We start from the raw sequence: 24,517 nt of genomic DNA, 5'->3' as shown, positions 1-24,517 counted from the left end.
CCTGTCTATCCATGAAAATGAATCTTATAGATTAGGTCAAACAACCTATCTTCTGTTGCTTGAAGTTTTAAAAAATAGTTGATTTAAATAAAAAAGCCGTTAAAAACGGCTTTAAGAAAGAAATGAAAAATTTATATTTTTTGATTAAGAGAAGAAATAGTGACTGGGTGCGCTTGTTATGTTCCTTGAAGCTACATCCACTTTATCGGTGGACACATGACAAAGAAAGCTAAGTCCAATGGTAAGAACCCCTTAAGCCAATCTTCATTTTAGACTTCATACAAACATTCCCCTTTCAATATTTGTTTTTGTGCATAGACCATCTTTTTGAGACAGATGAGGCTATCCTCTGTTTTTCCATTATAATCTAAATAAGTACCGGCTAAAAGAAAATTGAAGGTATAATCAATATAAAAGGACCGTTTAATTATGAGGGCATTACCGAATGTACTTTCCAGCCTGCGTATCGTGCTGTCATTTTTGCTGTTGACAACATCGAGCCCCGAGGCGTTTAGCGCACTATATGTATTATGTGGTATTTCCGATGTTGCCGATGGGTATATAGCACGTAAATTTGAGATCGAAACGAACTTAGGGGGCAAAACTGGATAGTTTGGGTGATTTTGTATTTTAGGCTGTGGTCCTGATTATTTTTTTCTTTCTTTCAGACATTTATGTAAGTAATACCGTTATATTTTGTGTTGCAGTGGTGGCCTTAGTCAGGCTTTTCAACTTTATGATCACAAAAGCTAAATTCAGACAGTGGGGGATGTTACATACTTTTGGGAACAAAGCGGCGGGGTTTGCTTTATATGTAGCAATCGCTTTGAGTATTGCTTTCTCTCATATCCCATCGTCTCTAGTAGTTGTGGTTTTTTCCGCAGCCCTTACTTCGGCAGTGGAAGAAACCGGCATATTGCTTACTTCTAGCGTGTATAAAGTCAATCAAAAAAGTATCTTTTTGCCTTGAACCTTTAGGTGAAAAAAGAAGATCATGAAATCTTATTTTCCGTTTTTTTTTAAAGTGGTCCTTGTACAAGGACCACTTTAAATTTATCTCCATCTCCAATTAATTTCATTATCTTCTTCGTATATTCCTGGTAAAGATATGCCTACCTTTTTTTGCTCATCATCAATAATAAACCAATTATCATCATCAAGCCATTCATCATTATATTTCTCTATTGCATAAGGGTCATCTTCATTTACTACTGCTTTAAAGAAATCTTTGAATTTCTCCATTTTTTCATTAGGGATGATTGTTCCATACATCCAAACACCTTCGACAGTAGCACCTTTTATTTCACCTAAACACTCATTTTTATAATATAGAAGCATATCTATCACTCCTTTGGATGCATTTTGATAAACTGTTTTGGAACTTCGCCTTTTACAAAGTATTCGGTATCTCTTTGAGTCCATTTTAAGGCTTTGTTTTTCCAATGTTCAGACTGCCGAGTATCATTTTTGATTAACCTTTCAATTTGTTTAGGGGATAAAATCACAACATCCTTTACTTCACCAGACCTGATTGCTTTCCTAAGAGCAGATATGTCGAGTTCTATTATATTTTCTCCATATCCCTTTGCAACCTTTTGATTTATAGTAAAGCTTGTATAAGGGCTGTTGGACTTTCCTCCTTTTCTATACCCGCCAAGAATGTGTTCTGTAACAGTAACCTGACGGCCTTGATACATACCGGTTTTGTTAGCGGGAACAAGATTTCCCGTTTCAGGCGATATATGAGATTTACCTATACCGTTTGGCCTTTTAGGTTCATAAGGAAAGTCTTCACCTCTATACAGATTGGTACCTTTACGGCTGTATGAATTTATATTAAGCACTTTCCCAGCTTTACTCATACCAAACGGTGTTAACATTGCTATGGCTTGATTAAGGCTACCTTGGCGCTGCTCATCTGAAATCTTATTCCCGAACATATCCCTGCCGGTGATCGTTTCGCTGAATCCGTTCGCTGAGGCAAGCCCGTATAAACCCTTTTCGGAGTTTTTCAAAGCGTGGAATGTTTTCGGCGTTTTGTAAGCAGCCAGGGCCTTATCAACTGTCGTGATGGCCTTTTCTGCTTTATACATGCTGTATACGCCTTTGATCCCTTTGGCGCCTTTGCCAAGCCAGCCTACAACTGGAATGTAGCCGGCGGCGCCCATCGCTCCCGCAGCAACCCGCTGCCCGTATGTCAACTTTTCACCAGTTACCGGGTCAACTCCCTCGGTGGCCCTCTTGTAATCATAATAGCCGGTGGCTTCTCCTACAAATGTGCTGCCGGCATCAAGCACTTTTTCATACCATGGCCGGTTTGCAAGCTCTTCCTGTTTTTTAGCGAGCTCTTCCTGCTCTTTGGCAATCTGACGGGCTTCAGCCTGATCTTTTTTAAACTGGATATAGTTTTCTGCATTCTTATGTACGTCATCTTTCAGTTGATAGGCTTCGCTGGCCCGGTAAGCTTTGGCGTCATAGTGAAATGGGGAAGCACTTTTCCCTTTGCCAGTTGCACCGATTAGAGCGGTATAGTCAGCGGTAACCATCTGCTGGTTGATTTCAGATGCGGCATATTCCTCTTTGAGAGCGGCGTCCAGATCATCGACGGCTTTGATCGTGTCTTTGCGCTCATCGTTTGCATCATTGAGGTGTTGTTTGAATGTGTTAGTTGAAAAGACATCTAGAGGCAGTATATCATGGATGCTTTGCAAAATGGCTTGCATGTCTTTTTTCTGCAGTGAAACCATTGCCTTTGAGTTTTTATAGGCATTAGCAAGCTGGTTCTCAAGAAATTCCATGTCAATAAACGTGTCGCCAGAAAGATCTGCCTCTTCCACAGCCGCGGAAACGCCGTCGAGAAATTGAACCTGCATATCAATCAGATCGAGCCAGTCGTCCACTATACCCGCCTGATCCCTGTAAAACGCTTTGATGTTATCGGCGCCTTTCCCCTCAAAATCATCGCCCAAATCAGCCATCTTTTGGAACGCCTTTTTCAGGTTGACAAACTGCTCTCTGGTGCTTTGGTATTCCTTGGAGCGTTTCTCCATAGCAGCTAATAAAGTTTTTGACTCATAGATCTTCATTCATCAAACCCTTCCTAAGTCTTAATCAAATAAGAGTTTACCACTATACGGAAATGAATTGGTGAATAAATCCTGTCTATCCATGAAAATGAATCTTATTGAGTAGGTCTTAAAACCCAACACACTCGACAGGCTTTTTCTGAATTCCAAAAAAGGAAAATCATTGTCAAAAAATGATCCTTTATGTAAAATGAAAGATATGCAGAAAAAGGAAATGTGCACCCTGAATTTTTTGAATATTTTAAATCAACTATACGAAAGGATGATAGGGGATTGAGTACAATAGCATTTGAGAAAGTTGGCCAAGCTATAAATGATTGGTACAAAGTGATTAAACAACACAACAAATCTAGGGCAGCTGAGATGAGAGAGGAGATCGAAATAGCACTGCCTAACATGAAAGAGAACCAAAATGTTTTAATATACTTCAGCCTGATAGACTCGCGTTATAAACTTATGACAGAGGATTACAACGAATCCGGAGAATTACTCAACAACATTAAGGCCAAAGCTCTAGAATCCAATACCGATGATATGATTCAATACTATTTTTACTTTTTTTCAGGACTGTATCAGTTTTATAAAAAGAACTTTGTTGACGCTATTAATTTTTATAAGATTGCTGAAAACAGGCTACATAAAGTACCGGATGAAATTGAAAAAGCTGAATTTCACTATCAACTTGCAATTGCATATTATGAGATTAGGCAGAATTTCTTTTCTATGAGCCATACACAAAAAGCATTGGATAGTTTCAAGGCCCATGAAGACTATACAAACCGAGTTATCAAATGCAAAATGCTCTTTGCAATGAATAAAGTTGATTTACAGGAATGGGATGAAGCTGTTGACCTGTATAAAGATGCGATCCTTATCGCGCACAAATCGAATGATAAGGCTACTGAAGGGCTTGGATACTTCAACTTAGGATTAGCTTATGAGAGACAAAACCTTTTGGAAAAAGCAAAGGAATGTTTTCAAAACGCACTTTCTATTCCTGAGCACCAGGAATCTGTCTATTCAATTCGTTCCATGTACATGTTAAGTCGAGTTTTCTACAAAATCGAGTCACCTTCCCAAGCTAGGGAATGGCGTATCAAAGCCCTTGAATTTGCTGAAAAAGTCCATGAAAAAGTATATCAAGCCAAGCTTAACCTCATATACTATTTGTATGATCAATCAAATCACACATCCTTTGACACCAGTATGAATTTATTAAAAGAAAAGAATCTGTGGTCTGATGTAGCCGATCTCTCCGAAAATGCTGCTTTTTTCTTCAAAAAGCAGGAAAACACAGATCTTTCATCAAAGTATTTTGAGGAAGCATGTAAAGCTAAAGACCAAATTTTGAATTTACGGAGGCGTATATCATGAAAAAAGGAAAGATCATCATCACTGCTGCTATTCTTGGGCTTCTTCTGGTTTCTGGATTTTCCTCAAATGGTAAAGCAGAATTCGCCACAACATTTAAAGTGGCTGAAAACGGCGCACTTGGATAAAAAAATGGCGGACTCATAAGAGTCTGCTTTTTTGTTCACAACAGCCCTCAGATAATCCCGAGAGCTGTCGCAAGGTTATAAATGGCCTGTCGTTTGATCTGATAATATTTGTCCTTTTTCAGCCCCATCTCCATATAAATTTCAATGTCTTTGATTTTTGTTGAAGAAAGATATTTCATCTGTATGATCTTCAATTCATCATCATCAAGGCTTTGTTTAAGCGCCCTGTCCATCTGTGCAACTTTTAATGCATTAAAGGAATGCGGATCTCGCAACCGCGGGAAAAGCTCTGTCATTCCGGCCGCTTCTTGCTCCTTTCTGTTTTCAAGCTGAACCTTCAAGGCCTTATATTTCTTGAGCTCCTTAATAATCGTATTTCTAACTTCCTTTTCGTCTATAGGCGGCAAAAATGACAATTGTTTTGCTAACAAATTCACCCCTCCTAAAAATAAAAAAGACACCAAACAAACGCATAAAGCGTAGGTTTAGTGTCCGCAGGCTCTCCGTCTTGGACTTATTTACTTATATACGATCTAACTAACTCCTGGGATGATTCTTTCAGAAGCTTTTTCTTCATAAAATTTAATGGTTCCAAATCAATATTATCAGCCATGGTATAATAACTTAATTCCTCATCTAACTTTTTGCGAATAATCTTCATATGAAGATATTTAAACAAACCAAAGGCTAAGTATTTTCCTTTTATTAATCCTGAATAGTTATATACACCATCCACATCATAAAAATCATCAATTTTCGAGAATTCATCTTCATAATTAATATTTTTTTTATAACAGATCTCTTTTATTTTTTGAATATATTTTTTTATTTCCTCTTGTTTTATTTTGTAAGTCCCATTCTCGAAATATCTTCCAGGGCTTATGCTTGTATTTTGTTCAAGAGTAAATTTAAAAGCTATAGCATAAACAATAAAGAGTTCTTTAAAACTCTGATACATATATGATATCCATGTTTCCCAATCTAATAATGATTCAAGTTCATAATCTTCTTTATCAAATACTTTTAACTTTAAAAGAGATAGTGCTCCTTCTTTAGTTACTATGTAATTTTCAAGAGTAAACTTTTCTAACTCTATTAAATTAGGGTGGTTCGGTATTTCAATATGTCTAAAATGGTCGAAGTCTTTATCTACAATAAAAAAACATTTATTGAGAGAAGATTTTTCCGCCTTCCATTTACCGAACATTTCTAACACATTTTTCTTTGACCTTAAACTATAAACCTTTCCAATTTTCAATTTACCATTAACTAATCGCTCAACTATTTTGTTATAGACAGGTCGCATCTTTTCATCTTCGATAAATAAAAATATGTCATATTCTCTATGACGTAGCATAACATCAGCTAAAAAGGATTTTTCACTTCTAGTTGGGAATGGATTCAATTTATACTCCCTCTCACTTCAGAACAATACTCTTTATAATCCCCTATAACATCAGGTGAATGCGTAGCAATTATAATTTGCGAGCTATTATTATTCTCCATCAACAAATCAAGAAGTTTGGATTGCCACTCTACGTGTAGTGACAACTCAGGTTCATCAATGAGTAACACTTTATCCTTTATTCGAAATTGAGATGTTAGTGAAAATACAAAAAAAATAACTATTTGTTTTTCTCCTGAAGAAAGCAGTGTCAAATCAAGTTCCTCATTAGGATTATCAGAATTTAAGAAAACTAACTTATTTTCTTCTTCGTTAAATCTAATCTGTTTATTAGTATCTTTCAAAAGATAATTAATTGAATCCAACACATGTGCTAAATTCTTCTTGAGAAAATCAATTCTCTTTTTTTGCCTAGACGCTATAACTTCAATTTCATTTAATTTGCTTAACTGTACGAACGCTGATATATGTTCAATAAATAATTTGTCATCTTTTATGACAACGCTATTTTCTTTTTTTTCGTAGCTATGCCTCGATTTGCTATATCGGAATAGTAATTCTTTTATATTTGTTTTGAATTTTTTCTTACCGTTAAATATTTCATTGATCTTTTCTTCTAAATTTGAAAAATCATAGTCATCAGCATCCATCAAGTCTGTAGTTATAGGTGCAGAAAAGTTTTCAACCATTTTATTTCTTAAATTTGTATTAATTATATTTTCCTCTCTAACAATTCTCTGTTTATGTAGATCAAAATGTCTATTTGCTGCCATTATAGAGTCTGCAATATTTTTCTGATTTTCAGAAGGAATGGCGTAGTAAGCACTATCAATCTCTTCATTATTTTTATATTCATTAATTGCTCTTTTTCTGTATCTTATAGGAACTGGTCCAATAGGTTTAGGCACATTTTGTCTAACTCTCCTATTAAGAGGTATATAGACAGTTTCAGAAAGAGGTACTATTTTTTCTTTAAAATTATTAATTGAATTTTCATTAGAATAAGTTTTATATTCATCAGAAAACATAAATTGCTGTGGTTCTTTAATTATTTCAAACTCTAACTCGTCGATTTTTCCATGTATATATTCCCCACGATCTTCAATAGTTAAACGAATTAATCTTTTATTACTCTCAAATTGTAAATCCAATAAAGAAAACTTATATTTAAGTAGTCTCTTAATATTACCAGATAGGATATAAAATATTATATCTAAAACTGTTGTTTTCCCACTGCCGTTTAATCCGTAGAGAATAGTTAATTTTTCATGAAATTCTATATCATATGTCTTCCCATATAAGTTGAGTATCTTAAGTCTTTTAATATTCACTTATATCCCCCTAAGAGTATGATTTATCCTTTGCTATATTATTTTAACATATTTCAAAGCTCCCTAATAAGTATCGGATATTCTAATAAGTTTTTTAAATTCACTTGGAGATCCAAAGAAATTCTTTACACCACCCTTTTTTATAAAAATCCTCCGCTATTTAATTTTGTATCCAATTTTGTAATCAACACGAGCAAAATCACCCTTCGCCGTTTCAATGATCATTTTTCCATGTTCGGGTGCCTCGGCTTCGTAAGCCGTTCCGTTGACACCGTCTAAAACGAAATAGTTACTTTCCCGCGTTGAATTTTATGTGTAATCGATAAATCTTGATTGACCGTCTAATTGTCTTGGACTGTTCACCTGCATCACTCCCTGTGCTATGATAGAAATGCCCATTATGTGTAACATAGCCGGAGCGATCTGCTTCGGTTTTTTTATTGGCTAATTTCAAGCTTGTCCATCCTCTATGCGAAACCGTTTGATCAGGCAGCACCGTGTTCCTCATCTTCCTGGTCATCCTGACCGTCATTTTCAGCTGGAGAATCATCTTCAGCCGCCTCGGTTTCTTGCCTATTCAGCGGCTCCGCTTCTGCATCTTGATCTTGCTTCCAGTCCCACCATGCATTCGCAAGCGGCGCAACCTCCGCAAGATATTGATCCATCAGTTCAACAATTTTGCCTGAGGAGACACCTCAAGTTCAAAAGCCAATTTACTAAAGGGTTCACCTTCAATTCTGCGTTTGACGAAATTGGGGAAGTCATTCGAAAACTTTTCAAAATTAGGGGCCATTCCGCTTGTGATAAATTCCTCGATAATCGCCCGTTCAATCTGCCGTTTTTCTTTTTTGGTTGGCACGTCTTCTTTAGGTAGACTGAGCTCGGCCTCAAGTTGTTCTGGCTGCGGTTCAACTTCGGTTACAATCCCATGCTGATCAACCTACCACAAGTTATAAGGTTGATCAGCATGGGATTGATTTCAACGTTATAATTGACAAGTGTTGATTCCAGTTGGGATTCGACTTTTTGATCAATCATTTCGGAGAGATGCTGGATTTTCCCGTCTAAATCCGCGCTATTGACCTCCAAGGTAATTTCCGTTAAGTTCTTCGGTTTCAGATTCACCTTTTTTACGATTGCTTTGAAGTCAATGAAAGAAGATATAATTGTTCCAAAGGTTACTGAACATCCGAATATAAAACAAATATCCATTTCTTATAGAAAACGCTATAATAGAGTGAACAAATATTATGAAGGGAGAGAATGAATATTAACGAAGGCGAATTAATTAAAGTGACACTTAAAGGCTTAAAAAGTATAATCGACACTCATGGAACATATCCGCTGCTACAGCCTGGTGGTTTTGTTTTAGAAGATCCTTATTTCAATTTTAATGATCCAGCAACCGAGGAAGAAATCGAACACTTAGAAAGCGTCTTTAAGGTTAAATTCCCCAATGATTATAAAGAATTTCTTAGATTGCATAATGGAATGGATATTATTGACGGCATTGAAGTCCTCAGTATAAACGATGTAATCCAATATAATGAGGTTCAAGATCTTCCTGAAGGGTGCGTATTAATTGGATATCATTTTGATGGACGTTATGTGATTGATACAAAAAGATATCATATCGGATTGGATTACATGTTCTATTTAGATCCAATAGATCCATTTGAGGAGGCTGAAGATTTAGGTTCGAATTTTGAAATATGGTTCGACCGCTTACTTAGTTCAAATGGGAATAAGTTTTGGGAATTAAACCGAGACATTAAAAAGTATTATGATAACATATAAAAAAGACTCCATTAAGAATCCTTTTATATGCTGCTCACCAGGATTAAGGAGTCAAATTTCCTCCCCTGTATTCTCTTGGAAGCTGGCAGCCAATGTGCATGTTTAGTAGAGTTTTTTATAAGATAGGCGATCTCATGTAAATCCTTTTTTAATATTAAAACCCCGTCGGAAGGCAAAGCTTTCTAGATTATTAATTTGGCCAAACGATTATTGATTAGAAATAATCCTTTTCTTAAACCCGGCCTTGATAAAGAGAAAATCGAAATATCATGCTTCTTTTTACCGGCCATGCTCATCTCGCTTAAAATCTCCCCCACCACGCTGCTGAACTTGAAGCCGTGTCCACGTGCGGGGGATCAAACGAATCAACCAAAAGGACATCGACACCTTTTTTGGCGAGAAAATACCCCGTAGCCATTCCCATTGAACCCGCTCCGACAATGATAACCTCAAAATTCCTTTTGGATTTTACACTTCCCTTTTCATGCAATATTAATCCTAAACTACCACTTTATAAGTATTGGTCAAATATAAAAAAACTGCCTTTTCAAGCAGGAGAAATTTATGAGCGTTTTTCTGTAACTTCAAGATTATTCATGCCTATTCGTTTTTTTATTTGAAATGGCTCCCACAAATCTCCATGAGGAGCAAAGATTATTTGGAACGATGTGAAAATGACTTCTTTTGCAAGCGGGATTTCACCGCTTGCGTTCCCCGTGGCTATCGCGCGCAATCCTGCATAGACTCCAGTCACTCCTCCTGTGAAGCTGACGACCTTCATCATTATTCGATACATCCGGGTGCACGCTTGGTAAGGTATGTCTCCAGCGGCCATCAATCAATTGCACAACATACGTGTGAAAAAGATCAGTGTCCACAGGCTCTCTGTCTTGAACTCGATATTCACGTTCGTCTTTCTTGTCTCTATCGTATGACAAAGTGGAATAGAAAAAGTACCCGTTTTATCCCATTTTTTGTCGAATTTTTCTCGGATTTGAACATAAAAAACCTTGAAAGGCAGTTGCCAATCAAGGAGTTGATACTTTTAACAATATTTCTATTTAATTTGCTAATATAATTATTTTTGGTCAATCGGCTCTATACTAAGCACCGTACCAATGGGTCCTAATTTTTCAATTAGTTTCTTTGCCTTTCCATATGGGAATCTCTCCATTAATAAATAAGGGGGATTTTTTGAAGCCTTTAGTAGATTTGCTGTTGAAATCTCAATCCCTATACATTCTTTATTCTTATTAAATCTTTCAATCCTCCATTAGGGGTCTTTGCTAACACTATATTGCAGGTATCAGGTGGCTCACTTATTGTTTTTTGTTCTGATTCACTTATAATGCAACCACTATTCACCCATTCAATAAAATCTGAAGTAATTACAGTAGCATGGCTTGGATCCATATCCCCAGAATCAACAATTAATACTTCTGTTTCCTTTTCATTTTGAAGCATTAGGAAAACATTTCCTCCTCCATCATCGCCAATAGAGACATATCCTCTTGCATATTCATCTACTTCCCATGTCTCGTTTCTTTCCACAATATCTTCTGTACCATAAATAGCCACCCCGCCACCAATTGAAAAACCATTTGTATTTCTTAATAAATCCTTATACACATTTGGTAATTTAGCTTGTAGAATATCTTCTGACTCTTGAATTTCAGTTTCACTTGCTGGCTTATTTTTTATCAAATCTGAAACCATTGATAAATCAATCACTTTACAAAACCTCCCAAACCCTCGAAATATTTATATGCATCCTTCATTGCTTTTCGAGCAGCTTTTTGATCAACACCTGCTTCAATCATTTCCCTATAACTCACATTACATTCATAACGTATGTCAGTATTAAATCTCTCGATTTTTCTCCGCTTTCTTTGCATAGAAGAAATTTTTGCGTGTGATTGGCCAGAGCTTGATGGGAGAAGTATTGCAGAAGCTTTCTTTTCGTTATAATCAAATCCACCCTCTTTAGCCCATCTTTTCGCCCTTTCATTTTGTATTGGGTGGTGAGACTGTATTCGATTATCAGAAGCAATATTTTTGTTCCCTGGTGCACGATTTACCCCTGAACTTAAATAGCCATGTTCATCAACATCTTCCTTTAGATATCCCCCTGGCCTTTAGCAGTATTAGTCGAAACCCTTTTAGCTGTTTTTGCACCTTTATTTGCTTAAAAACGTATTTTCCTACCTTGACTGCTTTAGTCGCAGGTATGACAGAAACGCCGGACAGGATACGGTCAGTGATGGATAACTACTCACCTGTTCCAGGGTCGACACCTGTTATCGCTCTATATCCATCATAAACACCGGATCAAAAGCTTTTTCAATGTCGCTTTTCTTCACTCTGTTTTCCAGTATCCTTTACCATTCTGTCCCATGACTCACAACCTGCCGCCAATGCGACAAGCAGCAAAACTGCGATTGGTGCAATAAACTTTTTCATTTTCCTTTCGGCCCGTGGCCGTCTCTTTAACCTTCACAAATTTCCTCATCAGCCCCCATGCGCTGTCCGCAGATAGGGCAGCAGGAATTCGGGCACACCTTTATAGCTTAGGCTTTTCTACTGCTCGTTTTAAATATTTTTCATCAAATTAGGAAATACTTATTTAAAAAGGTGGTGCTATTTATGGATTTCCCAATAATTCATACAAATTTTTGGGATGCTGTTACAGCAGTACCAATTATCTTGGTCATTACACAGATAATTAAAATCTTTCTCAAGGTTCCCAAAAAATATGTTCCATCTATTGCACTCGCACTTGGCTTAATTATATCTGTTTGCATAAGTCATCGACATAGCCTCGTAGCTGGAATATTTATGGGCGGATTCTATGGTTATGCAGCTATTGGATCATATGCATCATTGAAAACAACAATCTCATCATATAGAAACAAAAAAACATAAATGGACATGGAAAATACTCAATTTGATGGTTCGGGCGGATACTCTTCTATAAGAACCTGAAATGTTCTTATTGATAAGCTCCTCTACTTGAATTGATTGAATCAAAAATTGATACATAGCAATGAGTCTCACCTAAAGGAAACAGGAAGTAATTTTCCACCTCCACAAGCGTTGAAAATTTAGAGGTTAGGCAGGGTCCCTTTCAACGCCAAGATTCACACTCCTTGACAGGGACAGCTCCGCCGCCCCTGCTATTATTTAAATTTGTATGATGATTCAAGATGAATCCTGAAAAAATCACCTTTTGCCGTTTCAATAATCGACTTTCCATGTTCAGGTGCGTCTGTTTCGTAAGCCTCACCGTTAACGCCATCTAAAATGATGACAGTTACTTTCCCGTTAAATTTTATGTGTAATCGATAAATCTTGGTTGACGCGTCTAATTGTCTTGCACTGTCACCTGTATCGCTCCCTGTGCTATGATAGAAGTGCCCATTATGTGTACCATAGCCGGAGCAATCGCTTCGGTTTTTTTGTTGGCTAATTTCAAAGGTGCATAGGGTGGACAGCTTATCCATCCTCTATGTGAAACAACGTTTGATCAGGCTGCGCCATGTTCCTCATCTTCCTGGTCATCCTGACTGTTATTTCGATAGGGGATTCTTCTTTAGCCGCCTCGTTTTCCTGCTTGATCAGCGGCTCCGTTTCTGCTTCTTGATCTTGCTTCCAGTCCCACCATGTATCCGCATGCGGCGCCAACTTCGCGAGATATTAATCTATTAGCTCAACAATTATCCCTGAAGAAATCTCAAGTTAAGCCAATTTACTGAAGGATTCACCTTCAATTCTGCGCTTCACGAAATTAGCAAAGTCGTTTGGAAACTGTTCAAAGTTAGGAGCCATTCCGCTGGTGATAAACTCCTCGATGATTTCCCGTTCAATCTGCCGTTTTTCTTTTCTGACAGGTCTTTAGGCAGTCCAAAATTGGCCTCGATCGAATGATAAAAGACTCTTTTATATTACCTAACAAATATATTTCGTCGATCATAGGCAAAAATAATCATCGTTACACCTAGTAAAGCACAAATCATATACATAAATGAGTACGAGGAAAAATCAGCTACCGGCCCCATAATGACACCACCTAATGAAACGCCTAAATCAGCCATCGCAATGAATAAACCCAACAGTATATTGCGATTCACCTTTGGCAGAACAAAGCTCAAATATGTTGTTAGCGTTGGATAGAGAATTGCCTGCGCGATACCCATTAAAACCGCGCCAGAATAGAAGAAGATTGCTCCTCCTGTGATCGAAAAGCTTACAGACTGTGCAGCTATTGCCAAAATTAGCATCGTTCCCATTATAAATATTGGATGCCATTTGCCGTCTGAAGGAATTTTCTTTCGTAAAGTAAAACGGGCAAATACAACGGTAGCTGCTTGAAGCATAAGAAACACTCCGGCATTACCGCCTTGCAGCTCCTTCGCATAAAGCGGAATAAAGGTTGTAACGGCTCCAAACACAATTGAAGCCACTAACATGAACACACTGCATTTAAACAAAAACGGATTTTTCACTAGCTCGCCAAAGAACTTAAACATATTTGCACCCTGATTCGCATTCGTTTCTGCAGGTTGTTCTTTTCCTTTTTCTATTTTCGCACTATAGCCAGCCACACCTGTAAAAACCGCAATTCCAATCATCACTGCTGTGAAAGAATCCTTGCCCCCGTGCCAAATACCTAACGCTAAGATAGGCCCAATAATACCTGGTATGTAAGAAAATAAAGAATAAAGGGAAATACCTTGAGAGCGATCTTCCTCTGGCAGCGAATCAATAATGCCAATTTGCAATGCCATTGAAAAAAAGGCCGTCGACACCCCTTGCAGCATACGGGCGATGAAATATCCCCACAGTCCAGTAAACGTGTATAATATTAAAGCAACGCCATTCACAATCAGAATGGTGCGTAATACTTTTAACGGCCCGTGCTTTTGAATCATATGACCAGCCCATGGTCGAAAGAACATTGTCGTAAACAGATAGGCCCCCATGATCAAGCCGACGGTTGTGTTGGCGGCTCCGAATGCTTCCCCTTGTAAAGGAATAATTACATTAAGAATCGAATTGGCGCTAAAATACAGAAGCACCAACAAATACAAGCGTAATAAAGGCCAAGACATAGCTCTACTCAAAACCTTTTCCTCCTCTTAATTCAGCGCATTTCTTACATTAAAAACTGATGAGCTTTTGCAGTAACTTTCTGGCATATTCTGATTGAACATCCTTCAATTGGTTTATTTTAATGATTTCTTCGATTTGACCATCTTTAAAAATAATGACTCTATCACAAATGTAAGCAGCAGCTTGAATATCATGAGTGATAAAGATATAACTCATATTGTAAATCGTCTTTAACTCCTTTAATAATTCAAGTACTTGGATTTGAACGGATACATCTAAAGAGCTGATCGCCTCATCAAATAAAATACATTTTGGTTCTGTGGAGATGGCTCTGGCGATACACACTCTTTGAACCTCCCCGCCGGATAGCTCATGAGGATATCTGCTTTTATAAGATGGATCTAATCCTACTTGTCTTAACAGCTTATTAACCGTATGTTGATCTTGCTGTTTGCCTTTATTCTGAGCTTTTATTGGCTCCATAATGGCCTCTTCAACCGTAAAGAATGGATTAATGGCAGACTTATAGTCTTGAAAGACAACGCTTATGTCTCCTTGCCGCACTCGTCGCTCCTCTACATTCCGTCTTTCAAGTAGAACAGTTCCTTTATCAGGTTTTTCAATGCCTATTAGTAAGCGGCCTAGTGTTGACTTTCCACTCCCACTTTCGCCAATGATGCCGAGACACTCCCCCCGCTCACATTCAAAGCTAATATTTTTCAAGATTTTTTGTCTTTTTCTCGAAAAGACTCCACCCGTTTTATATGATTTCTCTAAACGATCAACTTTTAACAATGTTAAGATCTCCCCATTATTTTGTTAAAATTATCACTTAACGCGAGTCTGGTAGATACTAAATACTTGGTATAATCATGCTTGGCTTCTGAGAAAATGGTTTGTGTACTTCCTCGTTCAACGATTTCTCCATTCTTCATCACTAACACTTCATCCGCAATTTTTTTCACAACGCCTAAATCGTGAGAAACAAAGATAATAGAGCAGCCCATTCTATTACGCAATTGAATAAACTGTTCCACCACCTCAAATTGTGAAATGGTATCTAAAGCCGTCGTCGGCTCGTCGGCAATTATGATGTCAGGCTCTAACGCGAACGCCAGTGCAATCATGATGCGCTGCAGCATCCCGCCAGATAGCTGATGCGGATATTTGTTCATCATCTCTGTTGGATTTTTCAGCTTGACGCTTTCCATCGCCTGAATCATTTTTCGCTCAATTTCGTTTTTTCTTAAGCCGAAATGTTCAGCTAGTGTTTCCTTCAGATGAACCCCGATCACACATGAAGGGTCGAATGCACTCATCCCATTTTGCAGGATCATGCAGAGGTTTCTTCCCCGTTTTTTTCTCATCTCTTTTTCAGAAAGATGATTGAGTTTTTCTCCTTTAAATAAAATATCGCCCGTTTGACGAAGACAGGCCCTATTCAATCTCATAAACGACCTGCAAGTAACAGACTTACCGCTGCCGCTTTCTCCTATAATAGCTAGACAACTTCCTTGCTTTAACTGAAATGAACTATTATGCACGATGACATGACCTGAGTTGGCGTCCCATATTTTTAAATTCTTAACCTCTAATACATTCACTTTGCCACCTCTTTCTCTCGAAGCTTTATACTAGAAAGCGCCGCATGCTTTTGCCGTTTATCGCTGAATCGGGTTAACCTGGGATCTAACGCAACCTGAAGCGAATCAGATAAAAAATTAAAGGCAGATACAATGATAATAATGGCTAATCCGGGTGCAAACATTAACTCAGGTCTTGTAAACATCACTTCTCTCGCCTCATTTAACATCATTCCCCATTCAGCATTTGGCGCTTTTATTCCCAAGCCTAGGAATGAGAGGCCTGATATTTGCATAATCATAGAACTGATCGAACTGCTTGAAATAACGGCGATATCAGAAAATGTAACAGGAATGATATGTCTATATATAATGCTTGTATGACGCATGCCAGCGGCTTTGGAGAATTTGACATACTCCGATTCCGCGTATTGCATAACAGATGTCCGAATAATACGAGCAAACCATGCCCATTTCATTAATATAAACGCAATCAGTATATTCACCAGACCAGCGCCTAGAATCCCGACAATCGCCAATGTCACCGCATATACTGGAAAAGACAGCATCACATCACAAATTCTCATGATCACAGAATCGGCAGCCCCTCGAAAGTATCCAGCGATAAAGCCTAAAACGGCCCCAATGAAAACAGAAATAACTAATGCAACAAGAACCCATAAAACACTAGGGCGAATACCATAAATTAACCTCGACAGCACGCATCTCCCGAGGTGATCATTACCCAATAGATACTCCCAAGATGGAGAGGCGTAGCGAAGTTTCATGTTTACTTCCAAAGGGTTATGAGGCGCAACGACAGGAGCAAATATCCCCAACATCATCACCGCCGCAATAATGATTAAAGAGACCATTCCTACCTTATCTTTACTTAAGTTTCTTAACATTCTCATTTAGATATCATTCCTTATTTTAGGGTTCAAAACAGCATTCATAATATCTGAGATCGTATTAAACAACACAAAAGCCACTGCGACGATCAAAACATACGCTTGAATAACAGGAAAATCCCTGCTTAGGATCGCATCAACGCTTAGACTTCCTAGGCCCGGCCAACCAAAAACATTTTCAATTACAACCGTCCCTCCTAAAATCATAGGGAATGCCATACAAAATATTGATATGGCTACTTGCAAGGAGTTCCTTAAAATATGCATGGTGATTTTCTTTTCTGATAAACCCGAGGCCCTTGCATATAATACATAGTCTTCATTTAAATTACTTAACACGGAGCTTCTAACCGTTCTAAAATAAATACCTGTATAACTTAAAGCAATGACAGAAACGGGCAAAATATAGCTTTTGTATGAATCCATTCCGCTAGTTGGTAACAAATCCAGTTCCACAGAAAAATACCAAATCATCATCGCTCCGAGCCAGTATGCAGGGGCTGCTGTAAAGAAAAACAAAATGCATCTTACCGATTTATCAATCACTTTTCCCTCCTTTATCGCGCAGAGAACCCCCAGTAATATCGAGAAGAAAATCATAACAACGGATGAGACTGACGTGAGCTTTAATGTATTTAGAAAAGCTGGACCGACTAATGTCCATACGGGCTCTCCCTTTACGTATGAATCCCCAAAGTCCAACTGCAAGCAAGACACAAGCCAGTCAACATATCGGACTATAAAAGGCTTATCCAATCCCAACTCTTCATTTGTTTGTTCAATTAATTCTTCTGTAATAACGGGAACATCCTGTGCTTGTAAAACCAACTCAGCCGGCTTTAAGGGAGAAAAGCTAATTAACACAAATGTTAAAAACGAGATGACTAAAAGCAGCGGAATTGAGATTATGAATCTTTTAATGATATAAGCTCCCATACAAAATCTCCTTTCACTCAAGCATCTAATGAACCAAAACCGTTTATCCACGAACATAAATAAAAAGGGGGAATTTCCCCTCTTTATTTACCTTTTATTCAAAATCCATTTGTTCAAATGGAAGCTCAAATTGAGTTTGCTTAAATGAAATGCCCCTTAAATTTTTCGGAGCAATGACAGTAACGTTCCCATTGGTAACCGGAATAAAAACCGCTTCATCATGAATGATGGTTAAAATATCTGCATATAGCGATTTTCTTGTTTTCTCATCAGCCGATACTAAGACTTCATCAACTTTTTTATAAAGTTCATCTGCTTTCGCAATGCCTTTTGTACTATGCAACCATGAAGATTCAGACGTAAAAGCGGCGACTGTATTTTGCGGATCATATGCCAGTCCCCATGTTTGGTTGAATAGCAAGTCGTAGTCACCAGTTGATCTTCGATTCATAATCGATGTTGATTTCTCACCAATGACCTCTAACTCTATGCCTGTTTCTTGCAGCGAACTTTGAATAAATTCAGCCTGTTTCTTTTGCGACGGAGAGTTATTGTCATAATAAAGCTTCATCGCCAGTTTTTTTCCGTCTTTCTCCCTTACCGTCGAGCCCTGTTCTAATGTCCAGCCCGCCTTCTCTAAGAGCTCCTTTGCCTTTTCAATGTCATATTCTCGTTTTTTCAAATCAACATTTGCATAATTAACGTTTGATGAAAAGAGTGTATCGGCCGCTGTTTCTGTACTATTTAAAATGTCCTTGCTAATCGTTTCCCGATCAATTGACAGCCAAATGGCTTCACGCACACTCTTGTCACCTACCGGATGATCCTTTTTACTGCTATTGGCTGCAATCATCTTTGTGTTCATTTGTTTACTTCTTACAAGTTGATAATCACCTGAATCAACCAGCTGGTTGATGGCTTCAATATTGATACTGTCTGCACCTCGATCATCTGTGAAGGCAAAATTGACCTCACCTTTTTGCAGAGCTAAAAATGTCGTTTCTCCTGCTGGAAGAACTTTTGCTGTAATTTTCTTAATTTTAGGTGCGCCGCCCCAGTAGTTTTTATTTGCTGCAAACGTCGCATATCGATCGGTTTTATGGTCAATGAGCTTATAAGGGCCTGTGCCATTATAGCCATTGACACCATCTTTTGTTTCTCCATTTTTAAAATCTTTCGGAGAGATGAATACATACGGACGCGTCATAGACAATTCCACTAAGGTTGGATAATACGCTTCCGATAGCACGATCTCAACTGTATAGTCATCTATTACATTTACACTAACGATTTTAGTTGAGAGTTTAATCCAAGAGTGCTTCTCTTTATTGTTTTGGACAGCCTCAATGTTTTTCTTGACCGCTTTTGCGTTAAATGGTTCTCCGTCATGGAATGTCACACCTTTTCTTAAATGAAATGTATATACTTTTCCATCCTTTGATATGTCCCATGATTCAGCGAGCAAAGGCTTGATTCCGTCTTCGGTATTCTCAACTAACGATTCATATACCATCCCTTGTGCGGACATTGAACCTTGATACAGATGGGGGTTCATGTCATTAATATCTTGTGGTGTGGCGTATACTAACTCTTTTTTACCAGTTGCCGAACCGCTGCCTTTCACACCATTAGAGCTGTCCGAAGTTTGCGAACAAGCAGCTAAAATCGAAAAGATAAACAAAGCTAGCGCTGCTAACTTCACGTTTTTACTTAACAAAGTCTTGCCCTCCCTTAATTGTTAAATACGTCTCATTTATAAGCACATCTGATGACCATATATCGATGAACATCACTCCTTTATGAAAATCGAAATAATACCTGTTTTCATTTTTCCGTACTAATACAATGACTTTGTTTCTTCACTTTGTCCTAGTTCGCCGCATATCATCTTCAAATCTTCATCAAAACTTTGAACGGCAAATGCGTCAGACAACTTACCGTTTTGCTGGGATTGAGCCACCGCTTCAATTTTGCGCTCATAAGTTTGAATGAATTTATTGATGGTTGGACAATCGACATTCAAATGGTTTGCAATTGCTTGTAAGATTTTTATACGGTAATAGTCTTCCTTCGGCATTCTCGGAATATCTAAATATCCTTCTCGGTTTACAAATATCGTTCGAATCGGTACAGCCGAAAAATCAAAGTACCTTCCCTCCTGATCCGGCTCTGAAAAAGGATCAATCAATAGCGAGGCATAACGTATATATAATAAGTACTCTTGATGAATCGGCTTTAAATTATTGAAATTTTCAATATCATATCGTGATAAACTTTCTAACCTTAACGGATAATTATCATCTGTCATAAACTTGAGTAAGTTGATGCTTTTGATGTTGATTTTCTTTAAAATCGCCATGATTTCTTTCCATTGGGCCAGCATATCACGAATTAAATGTTGCGTAATCGGCCCCTCGGGAAAAAGTTTATACACATATTTCTTAGTGTCTGTGTCTCCAAATATGGCCTGTAATGAAAAATCGTTCATAAACAGCGGAGGATGAACATATAAAGAAATATTTCTCGTTTCCGCCTCAATTGGAGATTTCATGACCTCCAGCGCAATGCCCAACTTTTCAAAAAGCTTAGACAGTGTGTCGATATTTTCGGATGGGTAGTTGGTCGAGCCTATGAAAATTTTTTTCTTAACGCCTGTTGTCAAAACTTCATTAGACGGTTCATCGCACATCCATCTTGTATCACCGTAGTATGTAGAGAAACTGATCACTTCAGCATTTGAGCGGATTGTATTTAGATAATGAGCAATTAAACTGTTGGACCCAAAGGTTGGAGAGACCAAAACAATGCATTTCACATGCTTGAGCACCTTATCATCGATTTGTTTTAAAACGTCGATATAGGCATCTGCCGTCACAGAAAAAATAATGGCGTCCCATTCTCCTGCAACCGTTTCATAGCCTTTAAAAACCCAATTAACCACGCATTCTCCTTTTATAGATTGATGCTTTTCATTTTGGATGCTTACGCGAATTTGATGATTGCTTTGCTTCATCGCTTCATAAAAACTTTCTGAACGGACAGACTCTCTTCCCGCTATCCCCACATCACAATTCAAATCGTTGTTAAAATTGACGGCAAGTTGAATAGATGCAGGACCAGTTCCTAATATTAAGACTCGCTGAAAATGACTCATAAAGCCCTCCCTTTCTCCCAACAAGCAATTTATGCTTTTTTATATAAGGCAATGTCAAACACTTGATCTGGCCGCAAGACTTGTTCAATCATTCTCCATTTTTGCCCATCTGCTTCTTTCATTGGATAATTGAACAACGACTTTAACCCGTTGCCATATCTCATCGCCACTACTACATGTTCATTCGTTAAGGGATATAGCTGATCCAAGATGTCATATTTACTTTCAACTGTTGAACTAAAAATGATATGCGTCACATCTTTTATCAGACTAAGCTCTTTGACTGATACGTTTTCTAATTGAATATTTAATTCATTTCCTAATTTCTTTACCACGTTTCGTCCAAGTTCGATGGCCTCATCATCAATATCAATCCCAACAGCTTCCGCTCCTGTTCGCTTCGTAATGAATAATAGTGTCATCGGGAATGAGCCTGAACCGACTAATAATACCTTTGAGTCAGCCTGAATTTGAAAACTGCCAAATTCTTTTTCAATACATGATTCGATGTTTTTGAAGTAATCGGTTATTTCCACATTTCCATCCAGTAACTTCAGTGCGCGATACTTCTCCATGATGGTCACGCAATGTGCCGATTTTTTTCTTAAATCAGCCACTAGATCATCCAAATCGCTGGATGTTTGTCGCTCCAGCTGTTCCCACGCTGCTTTATTTCTCTCATTTGTAATGAATGTGCAATATTCATCGATTAAAAACTCTAATTCCGCACAATGGCTGATTGTCTGAACATATTTTCCAGCTAAATCATCGAACTTTTCGGAGAACTCAACCAAACAATCTTGAAACGTTTTTAGCGCCTGCATTCTTCTACCCCCATATTTGACTAAATATCGATAAAAGCCTTTCCCTCTGCCACAATTCCGACGGACCCTTCAATCTTAAGATTTGTTAATTTTTCTTTATTACAATCCGCAAATACTTGAATCGTGCCGCCAGGTTGTCTTATTTTTGCCACAACCTCACCTTTCTTTTTCCAAGCTAGATAGGCTCCTACAGAGGCCGTACCTGAACCACACCCCCTTTCCCATACCAGGCTGTCCAGATGAGGTACATAAATAAGCGGAGCTAATTCATCAGATTGTGTTTTATACAATAAGATCCCTATTAAATTCGCATCCAACGCTACGCCAAGCAACTTAGCCAAGGACTGTGCCTTTTCCTTTATGCTCTGGCTAAAATCTTGGACTTCAATGACAATATGGATGAACTCATGATATCTCACGATAATGATGTTAATGTCGCTGTCAACGTAGTTGATCGTTCTTTGCTCAATCTTTTTAGGAATTGGCATACTCACTTGGCAGTCAAATGTATCTGAATTTCTTTTCACTTGGCACTTGATGAGCTCTTCCGCACCTGAAGCTTCTAATACGATATCAGTCTTCAAATGTTGTTGTAGTCCTTTTTCAGACGCGAGAAAGGCCGCCAATGCCATACACGCATTCCCGCAAAACTCACCTCCGGCCATCTGGAGATGAGCATCAGCTTGATTGTTTATCGGTTTTTCTATAAAACCTACTTGTTCAGCATACACGCTGTCATATGACATAATTTTTGAAGCAATGTGCTTATAGTCCTCAATTGGATAATTCGATTTAATAAGAATTGTCATATTTTGTGTTGGATTACATTTGATAAAATCTATTTCCTGTTTCATCACAACGATCCTTTACAATTGCATTTTTTCTTTTTGAAAATCGAAATTATTACGATTTATTTTTTGTGAATTATGGCATGATGCTGGATAGTGTTAATATTATTCTGTTTTCTTTATACACTATGGATGTTGCATAAAGAGATATCCAATATTCAGTTGTCTGCTTTACTGAAGGGAATTATTCGTCTGACTTTTATGCAGGACGAAAGATTTTCCCGTAGTCCACAAGACATGGCGGTGTTTTTCATTTCTTCTGAAAGGTCATTCCCGCCATAGAACATCCTGTAAAAAAGAGGAACTCTTGTTTTCTCTTCCCGTTGACTTAGCAGTAAACAAACAGACCTTCTTGTAAATATAAAGTGAAAATCGTTGTCCTGGCAGGCGGTTAATCTTCTGTTGCGATCTATTGATCAGCACATGGTAACATAAGCGGCATGCCAGGATTTTGATAAGATTGTCCAAAACATAATTTCAAAGCTCAAGTAAACCAGGAGGAATGAAGTCGATTGCCACCCTTTCATGACTTCACGTGCCGATCACTGCCCTGAGGTGAAAATCTCAAAAGATGATTGTTAATTAAATGTAAAAAACCGATGTTCAAGACTTTCCTATGAAGAACCGAATGAGGCACCTCGACAATCCGGCTGCCCGGATAAAGAACATGATAAAAGTCAATGCAGTTCATTTCACGAGTAAAACACTGAATTGTTATAGGCGTTCTTTTGGCAGTATAAACTGGATTCTTTAGTTTCTGCCGATACATGAACATGTGCTCCATTATCCGCAGGCACCTTTTCTTGAAAAGAAACGCTCTCCCCTTCCTTTCCCGTACTTAGTTTGTTCCGATACAAATCGTAATTGTTTCGATTTTATCCTGATCATACATCCCTATTCCTTTTTATGTCAAGCTGTTTTGCTTTTTCCAAGCTTGCCAAAGAGGGAAAATGTTATTAAGCTTATAAATAGTAATTATTACGGTTTTAACAGAGACAGGAACTAATCGCCAAATCTGCCCCCTTTCCGGTACATAAAAAAAGAAAGGATGGTCATCATGAAAAACGTAGAAATAAATATTTTATCGGGTTTCTTAGGATCCGGGAAAACAACTTTTCTTCAAAAAATTCTAGAAAAAGAACAAAGAGGACGAAAAAAAGTAGCTGTCGTGATGAATGAAATAGGTCAAGTCTCTATCGATTCAGATTCAGTCCCTAAAAATACGCCGTTAAAGGAACTGCTAAATGGATGCGTGTGCTGCACACTGTCTGATCAACTCGAAGTCCAGATATCAGAACTTTTAAATCAGTATGATCTAGATGCAATCTATATCGAAACAACGGGGATTGCCCACCCAATTGAAGTGTTAGACAGTTGTTTGTCTCCTCTTTTAGCCGAGAAAGTGAGGATTCATTCTATTATTACTCTTTTAGACGCTGCCTGTTGGATGGAACGTAAAGAACTGAAGATCCCTCTTCAAAAACTTATTGCCGAACAAGTAAAACATGCAGATATGATCGTGTTGAATAAGATTGACTGTATATCAAGGAACAGCCTAAAGAGGATCAAAGAGGAGTTGCTCAGTATGAATCCAAGAGGAAAGATTATTCCGGCAGAATTCGCCAGCATCGATATTGGAACCATAAAAAATCTGCAGAAAAAAGAAAGAGTCGAACATGAGAAAATACACGCTGTCCAACATCTCCATATGAAAACATATGTTCATACTTTCTTACACCCTATTAGTGAGAAGCTATTTCGAGACTTCTTAAGGACAATGCCGGATACGATCTACCGTATTAAAGGCTATATCCGTTTTACGGGAAACCCAGATACACTTCTTTTTCAATATGCTTATGGCATGCCTTTTCATACAAAATCAGGATTAAAGATGAACAATACACTCGTTTTTATCGGCGATGATTTAGACCATGACAATCTGCAGGAAACACTGTGTAATCTAGAGGATAGAAGTGTGTCAACAGCTCATTAGTACAATTTAGCCTCTTCCTTCTGTTTGCGTTTGGCTTTGAA

At 38.0% G+C, this 24,517-nt stretch carries 26 protein-coding genes and 2 pseudogenes; 7 read left to right on the top strand and 21 right to left on the bottom strand.

The window, feature by feature from the left end:
* Nucleotides 1-429 precede the first annotated feature (429 nt).
* Together BTR1S_RS23615 and BTR1S_RS22860 are read left to right on the top strand one after the other, a co-directional pair.
* The gene (locus BTR1S_RS23615; protein WP_081605376.1) at nt 430-612 is read left to right on the top strand and encodes a CDP-alcohol phosphatidyltransferase family protein; all 183 of its coding nucleotides are present in this window, start codon (nt 430-432) and stop codon (nt 610-612) included.
* Between the two features lie 124 nt (nt 613-736).
* Entirely contained in the window at nt 737-970 is a 234-nt protein-coding gene (locus BTR1S_RS22860) for a hypothetical protein (RefSeq protein WP_088272949.1), read from the top strand.
* Between the two features lie 83 nt (nt 971-1,053).
* On the opposite strand, the gene BTR1S_RS14245 is transcribed toward BTR1S_RS22860, so the two are convergent.
* On the bottom strand, nt 1,054-1,338 hold the full coding sequence (locus BTR1S_RS14245) for a hypothetical protein (RefSeq protein ID WP_006638057.1): 285 nt from the start codon (nt 1,336-1,338) through the stop codon (nt 1,054-1,056).
* A 5-nt stretch (nt 1,339-1,343) separates the two neighbouring features.
* Nucleotides 1,344-3,086: a ribonuclease YeeF family protein gene (locus tag BTR1S_RS14240; protein ID WP_006638058.1), complete on the bottom strand. Its 1,743-nt coding sequence runs from the start codon at nt 3,084-3,086 to the stop codon at nt 1,344-1,346.
* Nucleotides 3,087-3,359: 273 nt separating this feature from the next.
* Here BTR1S_RS14240 and BTR1S_RS14235 point away from each other — a divergent pair, with 273 nt between their 5' ends.
* The gene (locus BTR1S_RS14235; RefSeq protein ID WP_006638059.1) at nt 3,360-4,460 is read left to right on the top strand and encodes a response regulator aspartate phosphatase; all 1,101 of its coding nucleotides are present in this window, start codon (nt 3,360-3,362) and stop codon (nt 4,458-4,460) included.
* Nucleotides 4,457-4,585 carry a hypothetical protein gene (locus BTR1S_RS23340; protein WP_255130297.1) on the top strand — a complete coding sequence of 43 codons (129 nt, stop codon included), beginning with the start codon at nt 4,457-4,459 and terminating at the stop codon, nt 4,583-4,585. The genes BTR1S_RS14235 and BTR1S_RS23340 overlap by 4 nt, the downstream gene beginning before the upstream one ends.
* A 47-nt stretch (nt 4,586-4,632) precedes the next feature.
* On the opposite strand, the gene BTR1S_RS14230 is transcribed toward BTR1S_RS23340, so the two are convergent.
* The 5 genes and pseudogenes from BTR1S_RS14230 to BTR1S_RS23335 form a co-directional block, all read right to left on the bottom strand.
* Nucleotides 4,633-5,016: an ArpU family phage packaging/lysis transcriptional regulator gene (locus BTR1S_RS14230; protein WP_006638060.1), complete on the bottom strand. Its 384-nt coding sequence runs from the start codon at nt 5,014-5,016 to the stop codon at nt 4,633-4,635.
* 83 nt (nt 5,017-5,099) lie between these two features.
* On the bottom strand, nt 5,100-5,990 hold the full coding sequence (locus BTR1S_RS14225; protein ID WP_006638061.1) for a DUF4435 domain-containing protein: 891 nt from the start codon (nt 5,988-5,990) through the stop codon (nt 5,100-5,102).
* The gene (locus BTR1S_RS14220; RefSeq protein ID WP_029419135.1) at nt 5,987-7,321 is read right to left on the bottom strand and encodes an AAA family ATPase; all 1,335 of its coding nucleotides are present in this window, start codon (nt 7,319-7,321) and stop codon (nt 5,987-5,989) included. Before BTR1S_RS14220 ends, BTR1S_RS14225 begins: the two co-directional genes overlap by 4 nt.
* A 156-nt stretch (nt 7,322-7,477) precedes the next feature.
* Nucleotides 7,478-7,641: pseudogene (locus BTR1S_RS22855) on the bottom strand (XtrA/YqaO family protein).
* A gap of 165 nt (nt 7,642-7,806) precedes the next feature.
* Complete coding sequence (locus tag BTR1S_RS23335; protein ID WP_029419134.1) at nt 7,807-7,986, bottom strand: hypothetical protein; 180 nt, start codon at nt 7,984-7,986, stop codon at nt 7,807-7,809.
* A gap of 604 nt (nt 7,987-8,590) precedes the next feature.
* Between BTR1S_RS23335 and BTR1S_RS14210 the strand changes: the two genes are divergently transcribed.
* A complete protein-coding gene (locus BTR1S_RS14210) occupies nt 8,591-9,118 on the top strand; it encodes an SMI1/KNR4 family protein (RefSeq protein ID WP_029419131.1) in 528 nt (175 codons plus the stop codon).
* A gap of 301 nt (nt 9,119-9,419) precedes the next feature.
* Here the strand turns inward: BTR1S_RS14210 and BTR1S_RS14205 are convergent, their stop codons facing one another.
* The 4 genes and pseudogenes from BTR1S_RS14205 to BTR1S_RS22060 all read right to left on the bottom strand — a co-directional run bounded on the left by BTR1S_RS14205 (nt 9,420) and on the right by BTR1S_RS22060 (nt 11,133).
* Nucleotides 9,420-9,608 (bottom strand): FAD-dependent oxidoreductase, encoded by a 189-nt coding sequence (locus BTR1S_RS14205; RefSeq protein WP_029419130.1) that lies wholly within the window; start codon nt 9,606-9,608, stop codon nt 9,420-9,422.
* Between the two features lie 72 nt (nt 9,609-9,680).
* Nucleotides 9,681-9,902, bottom strand: a complete 222-nt coding sequence (locus BTR1S_RS22575) for a hypothetical protein (protein WP_162148096.1) — start codon at nt 9,900-9,902, stop codon at nt 9,681-9,683.
* A 294-nt stretch (nt 9,903-10,196) separates the two neighbouring features.
* Nucleotides 10,197-10,849, bottom strand: a pseudogene (locus BTR1S_RS14195) (SMI1/KNR4 family protein).
* Entirely contained in the window at nt 10,846-11,133 is a 288-nt protein-coding gene (locus BTR1S_RS22060) for a hypothetical protein (RefSeq protein ID WP_244185819.1), read from the bottom strand. Before BTR1S_RS22060 ends, BTR1S_RS14195 begins: the two are co-directional and overlap by 4 nt.
* A 628-nt stretch (nt 11,134-11,761) precedes the next feature.
* On the opposite strand from BTR1S_RS22060, the gene BTR1S_RS14185 reads away from it, so the two are divergent.
* Complete coding sequence (locus tag BTR1S_RS14185) at nt 11,762-12,040, top strand: hypothetical protein (protein WP_006638069.1); 279 nt, start codon at nt 11,762-11,764, stop codon at nt 12,038-12,040.
* A 254-nt stretch (nt 12,041-12,294) separates the two neighbouring features.
* On the opposite strand, the gene BTR1S_RS23735 is transcribed toward BTR1S_RS14185, so the two are convergent.
* From BTR1S_RS23735 to BTR1S_RS14130, 10 genes are all read right to left on the bottom strand, one after another.
* Nucleotides 12,295-12,618 (bottom strand): XtrA/YqaO family protein, encoded by a 324-nt coding sequence (locus BTR1S_RS23735; protein WP_006638070.1) that lies wholly within the window; start codon nt 12,616-12,618, stop codon nt 12,295-12,297.
* Between the two features lie 441 nt (nt 12,619-13,059).
* The gene (gene cntE / locus BTR1S_RS14170; protein WP_006638072.1) at nt 13,060-14,238 is read right to left on the bottom strand and encodes a staphylopine family metallophore export MFS transporter CntE; all 1,179 of its coding nucleotides are present in this window, start codon (nt 14,236-14,238) and stop codon (nt 13,060-13,062) included.
* 37 nt (nt 14,239-14,275) lie between these two features.
* Nucleotides 14,276-15,022 (bottom strand): ABC transporter ATP-binding protein, encoded by a 747-nt coding sequence (locus BTR1S_RS14165; RefSeq protein ID WP_006638073.1) that lies wholly within the window; start codon nt 15,020-15,022, stop codon nt 14,276-14,278.
* Nucleotides 15,023-15,024: 2 nt separating this feature from the next.
* A complete protein-coding gene (cntD, locus tag BTR1S_RS14160; protein WP_006638074.1) occupies nt 15,025-15,831 on the bottom strand; it encodes a staphylopine uptake ABC transporter ATP-binding protein CntD in 807 nt (268 codons plus the stop codon).
* Entirely contained in the window at nt 15,828-16,724 is an 897-nt protein-coding gene (gene cntC / locus BTR1S_RS14155; protein WP_029419129.1) for a staphylopine uptake ABC transporter permease subunit CntC, read from the bottom strand. Before cntC ends, cntD begins: the two co-directional genes overlap by 4 nt.
* Entirely contained in the window at nt 16,725-17,657 is a 933-nt protein-coding gene (gene opp1B, locus BTR1S_RS14150; protein WP_006638076.1) for a nickel/cobalt ABC transporter permease, read from the bottom strand.
* Nucleotides 17,658-17,751: 94 nt separating this feature from the next.
* The gene (gene cntA / locus BTR1S_RS14145; protein WP_029419128.1) at nt 17,752-19,374 is read right to left on the bottom strand and encodes a staphylopine-dependent metal ABC transporter substrate-binding lipoprotein; all 1,623 of its coding nucleotides are present in this window, start codon (nt 19,372-19,374) and stop codon (nt 17,752-17,754) included.
* Between the two features lie 120 nt (nt 19,375-19,494).
* The gene (locus BTR1S_RS14140) at nt 19,495-20,811 is read right to left on the bottom strand and encodes an opine metallophore biosynthesis dehydrogenase (RefSeq protein WP_029419127.1); all 1,317 of its coding nucleotides are present in this window, start codon (nt 20,809-20,811) and stop codon (nt 19,495-19,497) included.
* Nucleotides 20,812-20,840: 29 nt separating this feature from the next.
* Entirely contained in the window at nt 20,841-21,635 is a 795-nt protein-coding gene (locus tag BTR1S_RS14135) for a nicotianamine synthase family protein (RefSeq protein ID WP_029419126.1), read from the bottom strand.
* Nucleotides 21,636-21,655: 20 nt separating this feature from the next.
* The gene (locus tag BTR1S_RS14130) at nt 21,656-22,489 is read right to left on the bottom strand and encodes a histidine racemase CntK family protein (RefSeq protein WP_029419125.1); all 834 of its coding nucleotides are present in this window, start codon (nt 22,487-22,489) and stop codon (nt 21,656-21,658) included.
* Between the two features lie 1,051 nt (nt 22,490-23,540).
* On the opposite strand from BTR1S_RS14130, the gene BTR1S_RS14125 reads away from it, so the two are divergent.
* Nucleotides 23,541-24,476, top strand: coding sequence for a CobW family GTP-binding protein (locus tag BTR1S_RS14125; protein WP_029419124.1), 936 nt, complete (start codon nt 23,541-23,543; stop codon nt 24,474-24,476).
* Nucleotides 24,477-24,517: the final 41 nt, after the last annotated feature.

The sequence above is a fragment of the Bacillus sonorensis NBRC 101234 = KCTC 13918 genome (genome assembly GCF_001592005.1).
GTDB lineage: Bacteria > Bacillota > Bacilli > Bacillales > Bacillaceae > Bacillus > Bacillus sonorensis.
This window is presented reverse-complemented; position numbering and strand designations above follow the sequence as displayed.